Source organism: Nitrospira marina (assembly GCF_059568365.1).
Window position 1 is genome coordinate 599,945 of record NZ_JCANTH010000001.1, and the last position, 15,093, is coordinate 615,037.

The 15,093-nt window shown below is 49.3% G+C and carries 16 protein-coding genes; 2 read left to right on the forward strand and 14 right to left on the reverse strand.

Annotated features, from left to right (window positions below; translation table 11 throughout):
- The 10 genes from LX98_RS02575 to thiS all read right to left on the reverse strand — a co-directional run bounded on the left by LX98_RS02575 (position 1) and on the right by thiS (position 9,843).
- Positions 1 to 558, reverse strand: coding sequence for a TIGR00730 family Rossman fold protein (locus LX98_RS02575; protein WP_496427407.1), 558 nt, complete (start codon positions 556 to 558; stop codon positions 1 to 3).
- A gap of 117 nt (positions 559 to 675) precedes the next feature.
- Entirely contained in the window at positions 676 to 1,587 is a 912-nt protein-coding gene (locus tag LX98_RS02580; protein WP_496427408.1) for a peptidoglycan DD-metalloendopeptidase family protein, read from the reverse strand.
- Entirely contained in the window at positions 1,584 to 2,960 is a 1,377-nt protein-coding gene (locus LX98_RS02585) for a proteasome accessory factor PafA2 family protein (protein WP_496427409.1), read from the reverse strand. The genes LX98_RS02580 and LX98_RS02585 overlap by 4 nt, the downstream gene beginning before the upstream one ends.
- Positions 2,961 to 3,241: 281 nt before the next feature.
- Positions 3,242 to 3,925: a proteasome subunit alpha gene (gene prcA / locus LX98_RS02590; protein WP_496427410.1), complete on the reverse strand. Its 684-nt coding sequence runs from the start codon at positions 3,923 to 3,925 to the stop codon at positions 3,242 to 3,244.
- A gap of 3 nt (positions 3,926 to 3,928) precedes the next feature.
- Positions 3,929 to 4,621, reverse strand: a complete 693-nt coding sequence (gene prcB / locus LX98_RS02595; protein WP_496427411.1) for a proteasome subunit beta — start codon at positions 4,619 to 4,621, stop codon at positions 3,929 to 3,931.
- A gap of 192 nt (positions 4,622 to 4,813) precedes the next feature.
- Positions 4,814 to 6,292 carry a depupylase/deamidase Dop gene (gene dop / locus LX98_RS02600; RefSeq protein ID WP_496427412.1) on the reverse strand — a complete coding sequence of 493 codons (1,479 nt, stop codon included), beginning with the start codon at positions 6,290 to 6,292 and terminating at the stop codon, positions 4,814 to 4,816.
- 30 nt (positions 6,293 to 6,322) lie between these two features.
- A complete protein-coding gene (gene arc / locus LX98_RS02605) occupies positions 6,323 to 8,005 on the reverse strand; it encodes a proteasome ATPase (RefSeq protein ID WP_496427413.1) in 1,683 nt (560 codons plus the stop codon).
- Between the two features lie 196 nt (positions 8,006 to 8,201).
- A complete protein-coding gene (gene thiE, locus LX98_RS02610) occupies positions 8,202 to 8,828 on the reverse strand; it encodes a thiamine phosphate synthase (protein WP_496427414.1) in 627 nt (208 codons plus the stop codon).
- Positions 8,829 to 8,840: 12 nt separating this feature from the next.
- The gene (locus LX98_RS02615; RefSeq protein ID WP_496427415.1) at positions 8,841 to 9,614 is read right to left on the reverse strand and encodes a thiazole synthase; all 774 of its coding nucleotides are present in this window, start codon (positions 9,612 to 9,614) and stop codon (positions 8,841 to 8,843) included.
- Positions 9,615 to 9,633: 19 nt separating this feature from the next.
- On the reverse strand, positions 9,634 to 9,843 hold the full coding sequence (thiS, locus tag LX98_RS02620; protein ID WP_496427416.1) for a sulfur carrier protein ThiS: 210 nt from the start codon (positions 9,841 to 9,843) through the stop codon (positions 9,634 to 9,636).
- Positions 9,844 to 10,052: 209 nt separating this feature from the next.
- Between thiS and LX98_RS02625 the strand changes: the two genes are divergently transcribed.
- Both LX98_RS02625 and LX98_RS02630 read left to right on the forward strand, forming a co-directional pair.
- Complete coding sequence (locus LX98_RS02625; RefSeq protein WP_496427417.1) at positions 10,053 to 10,565, forward strand: histidinol-phosphatase; 513 nt, start codon at positions 10,053 to 10,055, stop codon at positions 10,563 to 10,565.
- 120 nt (positions 10,566 to 10,685) lie between these two features.
- On the forward strand, positions 10,686 to 10,922 hold the full coding sequence (locus LX98_RS02630; RefSeq protein ID WP_312643985.1) for an Lrp/AsnC family transcriptional regulator: 237 nt from the start codon (positions 10,686 to 10,688) through the stop codon (positions 10,920 to 10,922).
- Positions 10,923 to 10,946: 24 nt separating this feature from the next.
- Here LX98_RS02630 and LX98_RS02635 read toward each other — a convergent pair whose 3' ends face one another.
- The 4 genes from LX98_RS02635 to ftsE are packed head-to-tail and all read right to left on the reverse strand — an operon-like array spanning position 10,947 to position 15,045.
- Positions 10,947 to 12,260 (reverse strand): S41 family peptidase, encoded by a 1,314-nt coding sequence (locus LX98_RS02635; protein ID WP_496427418.1) that lies wholly within the window; start codon positions 12,258 to 12,260, stop codon positions 10,947 to 10,949.
- Positions 12,261 to 12,287: 27 nt separating this feature from the next.
- On the reverse strand, positions 12,288 to 13,484 hold the full coding sequence (locus LX98_RS02640; RefSeq protein WP_496427419.1) for a peptidoglycan DD-metalloendopeptidase family protein: 1,197 nt from the start codon (positions 13,482 to 13,484) through the stop codon (positions 12,288 to 12,290).
- Complete coding sequence (locus LX98_RS02645; RefSeq protein WP_496427420.1) at positions 13,481 to 14,380, reverse strand: permease-like cell division protein FtsX; 900 nt, start codon at positions 14,378 to 14,380, stop codon at positions 13,481 to 13,483. The genes LX98_RS02640 and LX98_RS02645 overlap by 4 nt, the downstream gene beginning before the upstream one ends.
- The gene (gene ftsE, locus LX98_RS02650; protein WP_312643977.1) at positions 14,377 to 15,045 is read right to left on the reverse strand and encodes a cell division ATP-binding protein FtsE; all 669 of its coding nucleotides are present in this window, start codon (positions 15,043 to 15,045) and stop codon (positions 14,377 to 14,379) included. Before ftsE ends, LX98_RS02645 begins: the two co-directional genes overlap by 4 nt.
- Positions 15,046 to 15,093: the final 48 nt, after the last annotated feature.

Genomic DNA, 15,093 nt, shown 5'->3' on the forward strand with positions numbered 1-15,093 from the left:
TTAGCGAACGTCAGGCTCAAGTCGGTCTAGGATGAGGGGCAGCAGATTTTCAGGAGTGGTGGCTTCAAGGAGTAACGCCCGGTTTGTCTGGGTGAGGAACCCTTGATGGACTTGATGGTCGAAAAATCTCAACAGACCATCAAAAAACCCAAAGCAATTCAGCAGGCCACAGGGCTTGTGGTGAAGTTTTAACTGCGCCCAGGTTACCATTTCACAGCATTCTTCCAATGTTCCAAATCCACCGGGTAACGTGATGAATCCGGCTGATAGATCTGCCATGAGTGTTTTTCGTTCATGCATGGTGTTCACAATATGCGTAGTTGTGAGTTCCTGATGTAGGAGTTCCTTTTCTGCCAGGTGCTTGGGAATAACTCCGATGACGGTCCCGCCTTCCTCCAGTACAGTTGATGCCAGCACCCCCATCAGTCCGATATTTCCCCCACCATAGACCAAGCCCATTCCTTGTTGGATGAGGGCATGACCCATCCGCTGAGCCATGTTGGTAAAGCCTGGGTCGTTCCCCAGACTAGAGCCGCAGAACACACAAATATATCGCATGGGACGGGGTGTTTACTTTCCGGTAGTCGAAATGAATCTGATGTCTGCGAGAAAAAAAGACCGTTTAGGTTGAGTCAGGAGAAGCGGAGAAATACCCAAAATGCCGGAGTCCTTACATTAATTTGCTATGGGGAGAGCGGTCAATGCGTATGGATTGATTCGGGAGCCATTTAAGTGTATGCCCCAATGGAGATGCGGGCCAGTGGCTCTTCCTGTGGCTCCGACTTTGCCTAACGCTTCTCCTTTCTGAATTGTTTGGCCAGAAGTCACATCGATCTCTGAGAGGTGAAAGTACATGGAAAATAGGCCTACCCCATGATCCAGGACCACACCCTTTCCGGAGAAGAAGTGATCGACAGTTTTCACGACGATACCCTTGTTAATGGCTTGAACCGGAGTACCCTTTGGCGCCGCGATATCTTCTCCTGAGTGGGGTTTTCTGGTCTGACCATTAATCACTCGACGACTGCCAAAAACTCCAGTGACTTTCCCATTCACAGGCTCAAGAAAGGGACCGTCCCATAAAGGACGTTCGCCAACGTGGTGAAAGGCCTCTGCCAATTCTCTTTTTTCTTGTTGGACGCGCTTTAAGGTTTTGGCGTCAAGGTCCACTGTATTCTTCGGCAGCGTCAGGTGTTGGACGGAATAGTCTTCTTTGATGATTTGGACGGTGTAGCTGAGATGGTCTGATCCGGAGTCGGAACTGACCGTGATACTCAACTCCTGCATTCCCGGTGGATCGTCCATATCGATTCCCACCATACCTGCAAAGTGGGTATCACCATGTGGGAAGAAGGGAATCTTCCGCTTGAGAAATAGGCCACTCACTTTGGCCTTAGGTTGAGATATCGGCACGTCAATCCAGAGGACTTGGCCCTGTTTTCCGCTGAGATGGCCATTGGCACCCGGCCGGTTCCGTTCCGCACTCGGAACGATCTGAATAGGGAAAATGCTGGCGAGCAGCAGGGAAACGACAAACAAGACCTTCCATGAAGCTGGAGGATGGCGTGGGGACAATGAGCTTTTCATGGGAAGAGCCGATTATGAGGAACCTGGCTGAGCAATTCTTCGACGCGTCGGTTAAAAGGACAAAAGGGGTCCATGCACAAAATGGTTTCTTCCCAGTACCCGTTCAGCTTGAGATAGGTCCAATCCACAGTATATGACCGATTTTTTGCACGGGCAAATCTGATGAAATCTCCTCGCACCTTTGCTCGGGTGGTTTGCGGAGGAACCGTTTTAGCCTGTTCAATTGCGTCCTCATCAATCATTTTTCGAATGTGATTACGTTCTGCCAGGAGATGAAACAGGCTTCGTTGTCGGTTAATGTCATGATATTGCAAATCCATCATGCCTAATCGGGGGTCATCCCATCCACAAGATTTTTTGGCCATGTAATTTTCGAGAATCCATTGCTTGGTGATCCAGTCGATTTCGCGGACGAGTGCCATGGGGGAGATATTCAGCATCTTCAACACGCGACCCCATTCATAATGCACCTCTGCCATGACTTTGTTGGGAGGCTGCAACGCCAAATATTCACCCGCCCGTTCCCAGAAGGTCTGTTGAATTTCCAATGCGGTCAGGTTGCTCCCATCTTCAAGCTTGACGGTTTTTTTCAGAGTGGGATCCCGAGAGATGTCACGAATCGCCTTAACAGGTTCTTCTAGTTCAATATGTGGAACTGTGAATCCGTCTTCGATCATTGAGAGGACGATCATGGCTGTCCCTACCTTTAAGTAGGTGGAAAACTCCGACATATTGGAATCGCCAAGAATGATATGAAGCCGACGGTATTTTTCGGCATCAGCATGAGGTTCATCGCGCGTGTTGATAATGCTTCGGGACGACGTCGTAGAGGAAGAAGTTTTTTCATGGATATGTTGCGCTCGTTGGGAGATGAAATATTGAGACTTCCCCGATACTTTCAGTATTTTTCCGGCTCCCGAAAAAATTTGACGAGTGACGAAAAAGGGGATGAGTTGTTCGCTGACTTTCCAAAAATCCACATCCCGACGCATGAGGAAATTTTCATGGCAGCCATACGTATTGCCGAGGGAATCCGTGTTGTTCTTGAAAATGAAAATCTCGCCCGACAGTCCTTCCTCGCGCAAGCGCTCTTCGGCAATGGGCAGACAACTTTCCAGGATCCTCTCACCGGCTTTGTCGTGGATGATCAAATCAAGCAGGTCGTCGCATTCGGGCGTGGAATATTCTGGGTGGCAGCCCGTGTCCTGGTAGAACCGCGCCCCATTGGTGAGAAAGGCATTGGATGGCCAGCTATTGGGAATAAGTCCCTCAAAAATGTACCCGAGTATTTTTTCAATGGGAAGGTAGACCCGTCCATTCGGCGAAAAAGTCAGGCCGTATTCACTCTCAAGGCCAACAATGCGTTTCATCATCCCCGGCCCCTCCATCTCCTGAGGCTTTGTAAGGGCATATTATTCCAAGTCCGGCATCGGACTCCATGTTTTAAGGATCTGACCGCCAATTGACAATAATCCTCCTCGAGTGGTCCGGTCTCCTTAAGCAGGCCTTCTTGGGTGTTCCTGTCTTTCATTTTCAGGGTTTTGAAAATGGATCATACGCGAGAGTATGGGCATTATTTCAATGAATCTTATACTCAGAATACACCCAGATCAGGTAATGATCAACTGAGTACGAGGGAGGAACAAACGAGGGGTTATGCGAGAATTTGGGTAGCTTCGAGGATCGGGACTCGCCGAAATCTTCTACCTATTCGAGTTCGGTCCAAGACTGCGACTTCCAAACCTTCTAGATTTGCTCGAGGATCCGTGCCCTGTTCAAAGGCATGTTGACAGAGCGTTAAGGCTTCTTTGAGAGATGGGCAAGTATGCGGTATTTCTTTTCTGAGGAGGGTTAAGATGGTTTCAGATCGTCCTCCAATGGCGGTGAATTTTCGTTCATCCACTATACTCCCATCAAAAGAGATGCGGTATAACTCATTGCGCTCCGGTGTCTCACCGACCTGAGCCAACAGTAGTTCCACTTCGTAAGGTTTCATTTCCTGGCTAAAGAGCGTGCCGAGAATTTGTGAATAGCCATTTGCCAGTGATCGTGCGGTCACATCTTCGCGGCTATACATCATGCCTTTGACGTCTGCATGTTGAATACCGGCTTTTCGGAGATTCTCGAATTCACTGTATCTCCCCGCCCCGGAAAATGCGATGCTGTCATAGATCTCAGAAATTTTAAACAGGGAGGCGCTGGGGTTATCGGCGACAAACAGCACGCCATCTGAATATTCCATGGCGATGATCGACCGGCCTTTAGCGATGCCTTTTTTGGCATATTCCGCCCTGTCCTGCATCATTTGTTCGGGTGAAACGTAATAGGGCAGGGCCACGGTTTATGTCTCCTGTTTCTCGCTCACCAATGCCTCGCACATGGTAGCCAATTGGGTGTCATCCACATCCCGGACCCCCAGGGAATCAACTAATTTGACGGTCGGGAAGATTCGTCGGACCAGGTCGGGTCCTCCGGTTCCGACATCTTCATCTGCGGCATTGAGGAGAGCGCGAAGGGCCACTTTGACCGCCGCGTCTTCTGGTAAGTTTTTCCGGAAATATTCTTTGAGGGTCGATCGAGCATCTTTCCCGCCCGAGCCGACTGCGTGAAAATCCGTGTCCTCGTAACGTCCTCCCGTTATGTCATACTTGAAGAGTCGACCAATCTCTCGTTTGTGATCATAACCGACAAACAGGGGAATGACCACGAGTCCATGTAAGACCATGGGAAAATTGGCCTTTACCATATGCCCAAGCCTATTGGCTTTCCCTTCGCAGGTTAAGGGTTGTCCGTCAAGCTTTTCATAATGTTCCAGTTCGATGCGAAAAAGTTTTGCCATTTCCACGCATGGTCCTGCAGCTCCTGCAATAGCCATGGCAGAAAAACCATCGGTTTGAAACACCTTTTCCATTCGATTCGCGGCGATTTGAAATCCTTCGGTGGCGCGACGGTCTCCCGCGATGAGGACGCCGTTATCATAGGTAAAGGCGAGAACCGTGGTGCCGTGTGGCCAGGGAAGATGTCTGGTAGACATCAACGAAGCGTCTGTTTGGCCTTGCTGGGGAAGTGAGTTTTCCCACCTAGCCATGGGGAGTAGGTCGGGTCGTTGGGAGGTGAGGTATTGGTAGAAACTGGAACACGGGTCAGCTGAGAAGTTTGGAAGGGAGACGTTTTCAGAATTCATGCGACCTCAATGTTACCTGACCGACTGGGTTCCCTGTTTCATTCAGGACTTCACGAGTCGGGATAATAACTGATCCACGGAGGTAATGTCCCTAAACAATTCCTGGGTGAGCTGTTGGGTGCCTCGATAAGGATCCATCAGTGGAATACGCTTAATAGTAGAATTTCCGGCATGAAGGAGGACGGAAGTCCAACTCATGCCGTATACCTGGCCTGGCAGGTGTTTTAAACATTGTCCCCTGAAAAATGCCCGTGTGAAAGCCGGTGCAGACTGGCGAGCACGTTCGATTTCCAGCTCGAGTGTCAAACGTTCAATTTGTCCCGTCCGCTCCAGGGTATAGTACAGTCCTTTGTCCGGTCGCACGTCGTGATACTGTAGATCCATCATGGCCACCCTGGGATCATTCCAGGAACAGTGTTTGCGATCCATGTAGGACTGAATCAAGGCATGCTTGGCGACCCAATCGACTTCTCGCCGAAGCTCGAAAGGATCACGCTCCAAGGTATCCAAGGTGGATTCCCAGCGGACAAGCACCTCCTTGGTGATAGGGGAGACCTCTCTGGTTCGATAAAAGTCATGGGCTGATTGCAGGAAGGCCCGCTGAATAGCGATAGCGGTGGTGTGTTGGCCATTGTTTAGCGGAAGCGAATTTTTCACCGTCAGATCTCGTGATACTGCCTTGATGGCCCTGACCGGATCGGTCAATTCAATATGTGGGAGAGGCCCTTGCTGCTCCAACATTTCCATGATAATGGCCGTCGTGCCGACCTTTAAGAAGGTTGATACCTCGGACATATTGGCATCACCCACGATGACGTGAAGGCGTCGGTTGTCGGCTTGATGGGCATGGGGTTCATCTCGAGTATTGATGATGGGACGGTTCACCATGGTATTGAGATCAAGCAGACATTCAAAAAAATCCGCCCGCTGTGAGATTTGATAGTGAATAGGATCTGTGCCGTTCTCCGCTCCGACTTTCCCTGCGCCACAAAAAATGGGACGTGAAACAAAGAAAGGGAGTAGAACGTTGGCTACCCGCTCGAATGGAATCCGGCGGGACAAAATGTAATTTTCGTGGTATCCGAAGCTGTTTCCTTTTCCGTCTGAATTGTTGCGGTAAACCAGAAAATTCTGTTCTCCGATACTGTGGTTCAGTCGGGCCAAGCACTCAGCCACAATGTGGTCCCCGGCACGTTCATAGGCCACCACTTCCCGGGGGTTGCTGCATTCGGGAGTGGAGTATTCCGGGTGAGCTCCATCGACGTAGAGGCGACCGGCATTCGGCAATACTTTATTGAGTTGACGATTATAGGTGGCACTTGGTCGTTCGGGTTCGCCTTCGACCGGAAAACCACGCGCATCCCAAAAGGGATTTTCATTTTCGTAATCCCATAGAGCCGTGGGAGCGGGGAGATGGGGACAGTGACTGATTAATCGAAGGGAATTCGCTACGGGATCAGGGTGATCTGGTGAGCGAGAAATAATCCCGAATTCAGTTTCCGTTCCAAGAATTCGCAGCAAGGAGGCCTCATGAAAAGCAGCTAGATATGATTAAAAATAATGACCAACGCTGATGGTTTCTATTTCTCGTGGCTCTGAATCCTCATCGGTGGTTAAGGTGCGCACATGAACGATTTTTTCGCCTTTTTTCCCTGCTATTTTTGCCCAATCATCGGGGTGAGTGGTATTTGGTAAATCTTCCTGTTCCTTGAATTCTTCTCGAATGCCCCGCAGAAAGTCCTCCGATTTGAGACCTTTGGCGTCGCCGGAGATTGCACGTTTGATGGCCAATTTTTTCGCTCGGGAGACCACACTTTCGATTAATGCGCCACTGGCAAAATCTTTGAAGTACACGGTTTCTTTTTCACCATTGGCGTAGGTGACTTCAAGAAATTGATTTTCCTCCGTCAACGCATACATTGCCTCGACCGTGGTGTCGATAAGATGATTGATATACGTTGATCGATCTGAGCCATGTTGGGTCAATTCAGATTCCGCAAGGGGTAAGTCTGAGTGGAGGTATTTCCCAAGGATATCCTTTGCACTCTGTTTATCAGGTCTGGGAATCTTAATTTTGATATCCAAACGTCCCGGCCTCAAAACTGCCGGGTCAATGAGGTCTTGCCGGTTACTGGCACCGATGACGATAACGTCTCGAAGACTTTCTACTCCATCAATCTCAGATAAAAATTGGGGTACGATGGTCGATTCCATGTCCGAGGAAATTCCTGTCCCTCTTGTTCGGAATAACGCATCCATTTCATCAAAAAAGACGATGACCGGATTGCCGTGTGACGCCTTTTCTTTGGCTTTCGCAAACACTTCTCGAATTTGACGTTCGGATTCACCGACATATTTGTTCAATAATTCGGGTCCCTTGATGTGGAGGAAGTAACTGCGAACGTCCTTGCCTTTGAGGTGACCGAGTTTTTTCGCGATGGAGTTTGCGACAGCTTTGGCAATCAAGGTTTTTCCGCATCCCGGGGGTCCATACAACAGAAGACCTTTTGGGGGTGATAAGCGGTGTTCAGCAAATAGCTCAGGGTAGAGAAAAGGCAATTCAACGGCGTCCTTTACCTGCTCCAGTTCTTTGGTTAACCCCCCGATTTGGTCATACTGAATATCCGGAACTTCCTCGATGACGAGTTCCTCCATTTCACTTTTGGGAAGTTTTTCGATGAGGTAGCCGGATCGTGGTTCAAAGAGGAGGTGGTCGCCGACACTCAAAGTCTGGTGTTTCAACGAATCCGAGATTTCAACCACTCGCTCGTCGTCCAGGCGAAGGCTGACCACGGCTCGCCCATCGTCCAGCAGGTGTTTGAGATGGGCGATTTCGCCTTGCGGATCATACCCTCGCGATTCAATCACGTTCAGGCCTTCGTTCAAAATAACCTCTTGGCCTTTTTTTAGGGATTCTGACGGAATAGATGGATGAAGGTTGACCCGTAGCTTTCTGCCGCCAAGTGAGACATTCACGGTCCCGTCTGTATTGGTGTTGTAGAAGACGGCAAACGTTGATGGAGGCGCAGTGAGTTTGTCGACTTCCTTTCGAAGCGCTTCGATTTGTGCTTTGGCTTCCTGCAACGTAGAAACTAACTGCTCGTTTTTCTGCTGAGAAAGGTGCAGCTTCTGACGAGATTCATGCAGCTGCCGCATTTCGAGTTCCATGGACTCAAGCTCGGTTCGTAACTTTTCAATTTCACGAATATGATCGTCTGTTTTTCGAATACCCATAATTAGATCCTACCTGATTCAAGGTTTCAACGAAACCGAAGGGCACATCTCACTCTCAAAACATTTCCCTACCTGTCAGTAGATTAAGTGGTAAAAGGGAAATCCGCACGTTCCTTCTCTGAAAAGATCTTACCACCCAAAAAAAATTAGGGTCAACCAAACACCCGCATTGTGACGGCTAAAATAAGTTGACAATTCAGGACAATCGTGCCAACAGTTCACGGGTGGTGTCTGGAACGGCGGACGATTGAAGAATTGAGGAAATGACGGCCACACCGTAAGCCCCTGCTGATAAGACGTCAGGAATTCTGATAGGGGTGATTCCTCCGATGGCATAGATGGGCAAGTGGAGGAATCGGCTGGTTTTCTGAAGAATCTGTATTCCTAAAGGTGGTCCATACGCTCGCTTTGAAGGCGTATCAAAAATGGGACCCAGCACAATGAAGTCGGCGCCTTCCCCTTCCGCCACTCGGGCTTCTTCAACGGAATGCGTTGAGACGCCGATGAGGTGTCCCGTCCCTAACAGGCGACGGGCCACGGAAACGGGAAGACTATCTGTCCGAAGATGTACGCCGTCGGCTCCCAGGGCAAGGACCAAGTCGATACGATCATTCAATAAAATGGTTCCCTGGTGGTGCTTGATGAGAGGGCCGAGCTGCTGACAGAGGGAAGTCAATTCTCGAGTCGTGAGATCTTTTTCCCGGATTTGTACCATCCGGACACCGGCGTCTACCGCTTCGGTTATCACGGAAGAGAGGGGACGATGAAGGGTTTGATGGCGGTCGGTCAGAAGGTAGAGTCTGGGAAGAATGCGCGAGGACATTCCGAATAGGGGTTACAACATTCCCTCGATAGGGCTACTGGCAGTCGCATATAACTTCCTGGGAATTCTCCCAGCCTTGTATGCCAAGCGTCCGGCGTCAACGGCATACCGCATGGCCATGGCCATCATCAACGGATCCTTGGCTCCGGCAATAGCCGTGTTCATTAATACGGCATCAGCTCCGTATTCCATGGCCAGGGCTGCGTCAGAAGCGGTTCCAACTCCGGCGTCGACGATGACCGGTACATTGACCGTTTCCATGATGATTTTGAGATTATACGGATTACGGATCCCAAGCCCAGAACCGATCGGTGCGGCGAGTGGCATGACGGCAGGACAGCCAATATCGACTAATTTTTTGGCGACAATAGGGTCGTCATTCGTATATGGCAATACGACAAAACCTTCGGCAATCAAAATTTTTGCGGCTTCAATGAGTCCTGCTGTATCAGGAAATAGTGTGCGTTCATCTCCAATGACTTCCAATTTCACCAAATCTGAAACGCCCGCAGCGCGGGCCAGTCGGGAATAACGAACGGCATCTTCGACGGTATAACATCCGGCTGTGTTGGGTAAAATGGTGTATTTCTTCGGGTCGAGATAGTCCAGTAAATTTTCTGATTTGTTATCGGTAATATTGACGCGGCGAACTGCAACCGTCACCACATCGGCCCCGGAAGCCTCAATCGCTTTTCGGGTTTCCTCAAAGTTTTGGTATTTTCCTGTTCCAACCCAGAGTCGAGAGTGGAATGTTCGACCGGCAATGATTAACGGATCCTGATTCATCTCTTCCCCTTCAATTTCCTCATGTGGGAGAGCCGCCTCCAATAAAGCTTAAAATTTCAACCTTGTCCCCATCGTGGAGATTCCAGTTGAGGAATTCTCCGCGGTCCAAAATTTTAAGGTTGATTTCTACTGCGACTTGTTCGGAACGGAGGTGAAGCGTTTCTAGAAGCTGTGCGACCGTCAAAGGTTCCTCGGCCTCGCGGTACTCTCCATTCACGACTATTTTCATGCGTATAGATAAGAACGCAATGGCCAGTGTATTCCGGCCATGCAGGATTTCATCCTACGGGACTTGAGAAATTCTTGTCAATGAAATGCCCTGGAGTGAGAAAGGATAGAAATGGTGCTGTTGAGCCAACGAAGGCGTATCATGATGACCTGGTTTTATCGATCACATCTGACATAAAATGATCCTGGCACACAGTGGATCCTTGAGATGTGAGTAAACAAGCTTGTCCCGCTGAGGCGATCGTCATGGAGAAAAACATCAACCAGGATCTTATAGCTTTGTTCGCCTCGATGGCAGGTTTGTTGGCATCCAGAGGTGAAAATCCCTACAAGGTCAAAGCCTATCGCCGGGCTGCTGATTCACTGAAGAGTCTCCAAGAGGATGTGACAGAGTTGGCAAATCGTGGCGAACTCCAAGCGATTCCCGGCATCGGCAAGGAATTATCTCTAAAAATTCGGGAATTTCTCTCTACGGGCCGTATCCGCGCATATGAAGAATTGAAAACTCCTCTCCCTGATACAGTCCTGGAATGGGTGGAGTTACCAGGATTTTCAGAACCGATTGTCCACGATCTAGTTTTTCGATTGGGTATTACAACTTGGGAAGATCTGGAAGCCTTGGCCCAATCGCATTTACTGCAGACCCTTCCAGGTCTGGGGAATCGGGGTGAGGAAATCTTAACGGCGATTCAAGCAAGGCGAGCAGCTTGTCAGGAGCCATAAATTTAGGTAAGTGGAAGACGTTTCTCCCATGGTTTCCCACGGGCGCAATCCCCATCGCCATGAAACAGGAAAAGGGTATGGAAACATATCAGACATTCACCTCAGCAGGATGGTTAGGTAATGGCAATTTCGGCATTTGTTTTGATTGACACGACAGGCAATCACACCAAGAGTGCCTATAAAACTCTTACACGCATTCAAGGTGTGAAATCTGTCTATCCCGTGACAGGTCCGTTTGATTTAATTGCCCATGTGGAAGCGGAAACATTAGAGGAGCTGAACGACCTCATTATGGTTCGTCTTCGAGGTATTGATGGCGTCATTAAAACGAATACGGCAATTGTTCTCGACTTCTAAGTTCAGTGTTTTATGCCGGCCGCGTTACGCGGCCGGCTTCAACTGTTTAAAGACTTTCCATGATTTCAACATTTCTACTGCCTTGAGTAATTGAAGGTCCTCGGGGGGAATGGGTTGGGGCTGGTCCTTGTCCTGGGGATCCGATGGGGCTGGAGGTTTGGCAGGAGAAGGTACAGGGGAACCCACAGTGCTCTCGTCTTTTTTCCCTTCGGAAGATTCCTGTTTCGCCACCTGAACGGGTTTCGGATCAATGACGATGTCGGGTTGCACCCCAATTGAATGAATTGACTTGCCGTTTGGCGTAAAGTATTTCGCCGTGGTCAGACGAAGGCCTGACCCATCGGAGAGGGGGAGAATGGTTTGCACAGACCCCTTTCCAAACGTTGTGGTGCCAATAACGACGGCTTTCCCCCAATCCTGCATGGCTGCAGCCACGATTTCTGAAGCGCTGGCAGAACCGTGGTTGACCAACACAATCATAGGATATTGATAGTTCTTACTACTTGCCCGTGCGCGATATTCATCCTTTTTGCCATTGCGTCCTTGTATCGAGACCACGAGCCGGCCGGATTCTAGGAATTGTTCGGAGACTCCTACGGCAGCCGTCAACAGCCCACCGGGATTATTTCGAAGATCCAGAATTAAACCCTGAATGTTTTTGGAAGCTAATTTTTCCAATTCCCCTGAGAGATCGTCGACTGTCGCCTCTTGAAATTGGTTCAACCGAACATATCCTAGGTTGCCCTCCAGAAGCTTGGAACGAACGCTTTGAATTTTAATGATATCGCGTTTGAGGGTAAAGATCAGTGGTTTTTCCAGTCCCTCACGCTCTATGGTCAATTCCACAGAAGTTCCTCGTGCCCCGCGCATGTGCTGAACGGCCTCCATGAGGGTGAGATCTTTTGTTGGTTTGTCGTCAACTTTGATAATAGTGTCACCGGGCTGGATGCCGGCTTCAAAGGCCGGAGTATCCTCAATAGGAGAGATCACGGTCAGGCGATTGTTTTTTACGCCGATTTGAATGCCAAGTCCTCCGAATTCTCCCTTCGTTTCAACTTGCATTTCTTTGAACATATCAGGAGTCATAAAAGAAGAATGGGGGTCAAGTCCCGCCAGCATGCCTCGGAGCGCACCCTGGACAAGATCTTTGGTTTGCGTTTCTTCCACATAATTCTTTTTGACTTGCGAAAGCACTTCAGCGAAGATTTGCAATTCCTCGTAAGGTTCGCTGGCATACCCCGCCCGGTCTCCTCCTTTTCCGATGACAATCCCCACCAAAAGGATGGCGGTTAAGGTCAAACCAGAAATCACTACCGTCGACAATCGTTCATGTGACATGAGGTGTTCCTTCTTCCAGTTGTTCAATTAAGGCTGTTTTACCAGCCATTTCAGGGGATCGATGGGGGTGGTGCCTTTACGTAATTCAAAATAAAGAGTGTCTTCCTGGGTGACGCCTGTTTCGCCTGTTTCACCAATGACTTGCCCGTTTTTGACAGATTGGCCTTCAGCCACTAAGAGCTTTGAGGCATGGGCGTAGAGAGAATAAAAGCCATTGGTATGGTCGACGATGACGACCAGGCCGTATCCCTTAAGCCAGTCGGCATAGACGACGTTTCCCGATGAGACTGCCCGAATCGGACTCCCTTCCTTCGCGCTGATTTCTATGCCCTTTTTTGTCACAAATGTATCAAAAGTGGGATGTTTTTGCCGACCAAAATTCGAAACCACTTTTCCTTCAACGGGCCAGAGGAGAGATCCAAGGGATGGGAGCGCTCCAGGGGGTTGGCGCATTCGGGATTGAGCCAATTTGAAACGTTGGTCCAATTCTTTGAGAAGGCTATCCACCTGTTCAGCTGATCGTTGAAGATCTTCCACCATCCGTGCATGTGCGTCCTTTTCTTTGGAGAGACTGACCAGGACAGAGCGTTTTTGACGTTTGAGCCCTGAGACTTTTTTGATGGTCTGTTGTGTTTCTCCCTGGAAGCGAAGGAGATCCTCGCGGGCCGCCGTCTGTTGTTCCTTGAGCTGTTGGAGATTCGAAAGGTCTTCTTGAAACTGTCGGACAAGCTGATGTTCCCGTTGGGCAACCCATGAAAGATAATCCATACGGTGTGCAGCCTCGGTGAATGATTCAGCTGCGAAGAGAGTTTTCAAATAACCTGTGCGTCCCTCCATGTATAATAACCGAAGTCTGGCGGAAATGGAGGATTGCCGGGTTTGAACGTCCTGCTCAACTTCCCCAATCTTTGTGCTCAGATTCGCCAATTCCTCGTCTGTTACTTTGATCTGGTCATTAATGCGATTGCGTTCTTTCTTTTGCTCATAGAGCTGGCGATCCAATTTATCAATTGTTTTCAAAACCGACCCATGCTTCTTCTCGATCCGTTTGGTTTCTTTTTGAGTTTCGGCAATTTCCTGGTTGAGCTTTTCCAACCGCAGACGCTCCTGACTGATTTCATCTTTGATGGTGGATGGGTCAGCGCTCCAACCGGCTTGGACAAAGATGAGGAGCAGTCCGATTGGGAGCACTCCTGTGTGGAAAAATAGGTTAACTCGCGTCATAGACGAAATCGCAACGAGCCATAAATGGTAGTCAGTGTTCCCAGGCACCCCAAGAGGATGCCTCCTGCTATCAAAATGAGTGATAGGGGTAGGGGGAAAAACTCTAATGCGGAGGAAAATCCCCCGAACACGCTCATGCCTTGGGTTTTATGCGTGAAAAGTTCAAATCCCCCACGTAAGAATCCTAAGGCCATACCGCCCCCGGCAGCCCCTAGGATGGCTCCCTCAATGAGATACGGAATGCTAATAAAGAGACTCGTCGCCCCGATTAACCGTAAAATTTCTATTTCCTGCTGTCTGGTATGAAATGCCAGTTGCACGGTAACCGCAATGATGGTGACGGAGGCTAGGGCCAAAATGCTCCCAACGACTAATGCGCCGAACTCCATATAGGCGATGATAAGGGTGAGGCGCTCGATCCAATCTCGATTATACCGAACCCGATCAATATCGGGATGATGTTTGAGACGGTTGACCAGGTTGGCAATCATATCGGTGGTTGGAGTCTTAGCGGCCATGGTCAATACCAATGATGCGGGAAACGGGCTTTCGCCAAGACCGTCCAGGAGATAGACTTCCTCGGGAAATTGTTCTTTAAATTCGGTTAACGCGTCTTCCTTCGAAATAAAGGTGAGGGAGTCCACCGCTGGATCGGCCTTAAGGCCCTGTTGTAAATCACGAAGTTTGCCGGATTCAATGCCATCCTTGGGATATACGATGATTTGAATAGTGTGTTGAACCTGACCCAATAGATTATGCACGTTATGATAAAGAAGGAGAAAGATACCAAAGCTGGTCAGGGTGAACGCGGTGATGAGAATACCAATCAGCGTACTGGTCTGATGCGTACGGAGGCTGGTATAGGCTTCACGGATAAAATACCAGAGCCGTTTCACGTATACGCTCCTTGATCAGACACGAGATGTCCGCAATCCAGCCTGAGGATTCTTCCATTCAATTGCTCAACAACTTGTCGATTGTGGGTTGCCATCATGACGGTTGTTCCCCGGGTATTGATGGCTTTAAATAATGCCGCAATTTCGGTAGTCAGTTGGGGGTCTAAATTTCCCGTTGGTTCGTCGGCTAAAAGGATGATGGGACTGTTCACAATCGCTCTGGCGATACACACACGTTGCTGCTCTCCAGCGGACAACACAGAGGCAATAGTGCTGAGTTTATGGTCCATGCCAACTGCGCGAAGGGCTTCCAAGACCTTCCGCCGCGATTCGAACGATGACAACCCACGAATAATGAGTGGGAGGGCCACGTTCTCGGAGACCGTCCGCTGCGGGAGCAGTTTGAAGTCCTGAAGTACATACCCCATGGTTCTTCGATGATAGGGGACATCGGATCCTCCGAGTCTGGCGATATTGCGGTTTTGGACGAGGATTTGACCTTCATCAGGGTGTTCTGCCCCAAAAATAAGCTTGAGTAGAGTGGTTTTGCCGGCTCCGCTTGGTCCTGTGAGTAACACACATTCGCCTTTTTCGATTCGTAGGGAAATATCTGAAAGCGCAAGGCAACCATCGTAGTATTTGGTGACGTGAAATAATTGAATCATGCTATCTTATGGCCTGGACCTTTAAATGGCTTATTGTCTAGATAAAAC

Bases quoted from the DNA above. Each gene is read 5' to 3' on its own strand.
- thiE (WP_496427414.1), bottom strand. From the start codon at position 8,828: ATGTCCTCGCGCATTCTTCCCAGACTCTACCTTCTGACCGACCGCCAT.
- LX98_RS02635 (WP_496427418.1), bottom strand. From the start codon at position 12,260: ATGTCACATGAACGATTGTCGACGGTAGTGATTTCTGGTTTGACCTTA.
- LX98_RS02615 (WP_496427415.1), bottom strand. From the start codon at position 9,614: ATGAATCAGGATCCGTTAATCATTGCCGGTCGAACATTCCACTCTCGA.
- LX98_RS02580 (WP_496427408.1), bottom strand. From the start codon at position 1,587: ATGAAAAGCTCATTGTCCCCACGCCATCCTCCAGCTTCATGGAAGGTC.
- LX98_RS02585 (WP_496427409.1), bottom strand. From the start codon at position 2,960: ATGATGAAACGCATTGTTGGCCTTGAGAGTGAATACGGCCTGACTTTT.
- thiS (WP_496427416.1), bottom strand. From the start codon at position 9,843: ATGAAAATAGTCGTGAATGGAGAGTACCGCGAGGCCGAGGAACCTTTG.
- LX98_RS02575 (WP_496427407.1), bottom strand. From the start codon at position 558: ATGCGATATATTTGTGTGTTCTGCGGCTCTAGTCTGGGGAACGACCCA.
- ftsE (WP_312643977.1), bottom strand. From the start codon at position 15,045: ATGATTCAATTATTTCACGTCACCAAATACTACGATGGTTGCCTTGCG.
- LX98_RS02640 (WP_496427419.1), bottom strand. From the start codon at position 13,484: ATGACGCGAGTTAACCTATTTTTCCACACAGGAGTGCTCCCAATCGGA.
- prcB (WP_496427411.1), bottom strand. From the start codon at position 4,621: ATGTCTACCAGACATCTTCCCTGGCCACACGGCACCACGGTTCTCGCC.
- arc (WP_496427413.1), bottom strand. From the start codon at position 8,005: ATGGGTATTCGAAAAACAGACGATCATATTCGTGAAATTGAAAAGTTA.
- LX98_RS02630 (WP_312643985.1), top strand. From the start codon at position 10,686: ATGGCAATTTCGGCATTTGTTTTGATTGACACGACAGGCAATCACACC.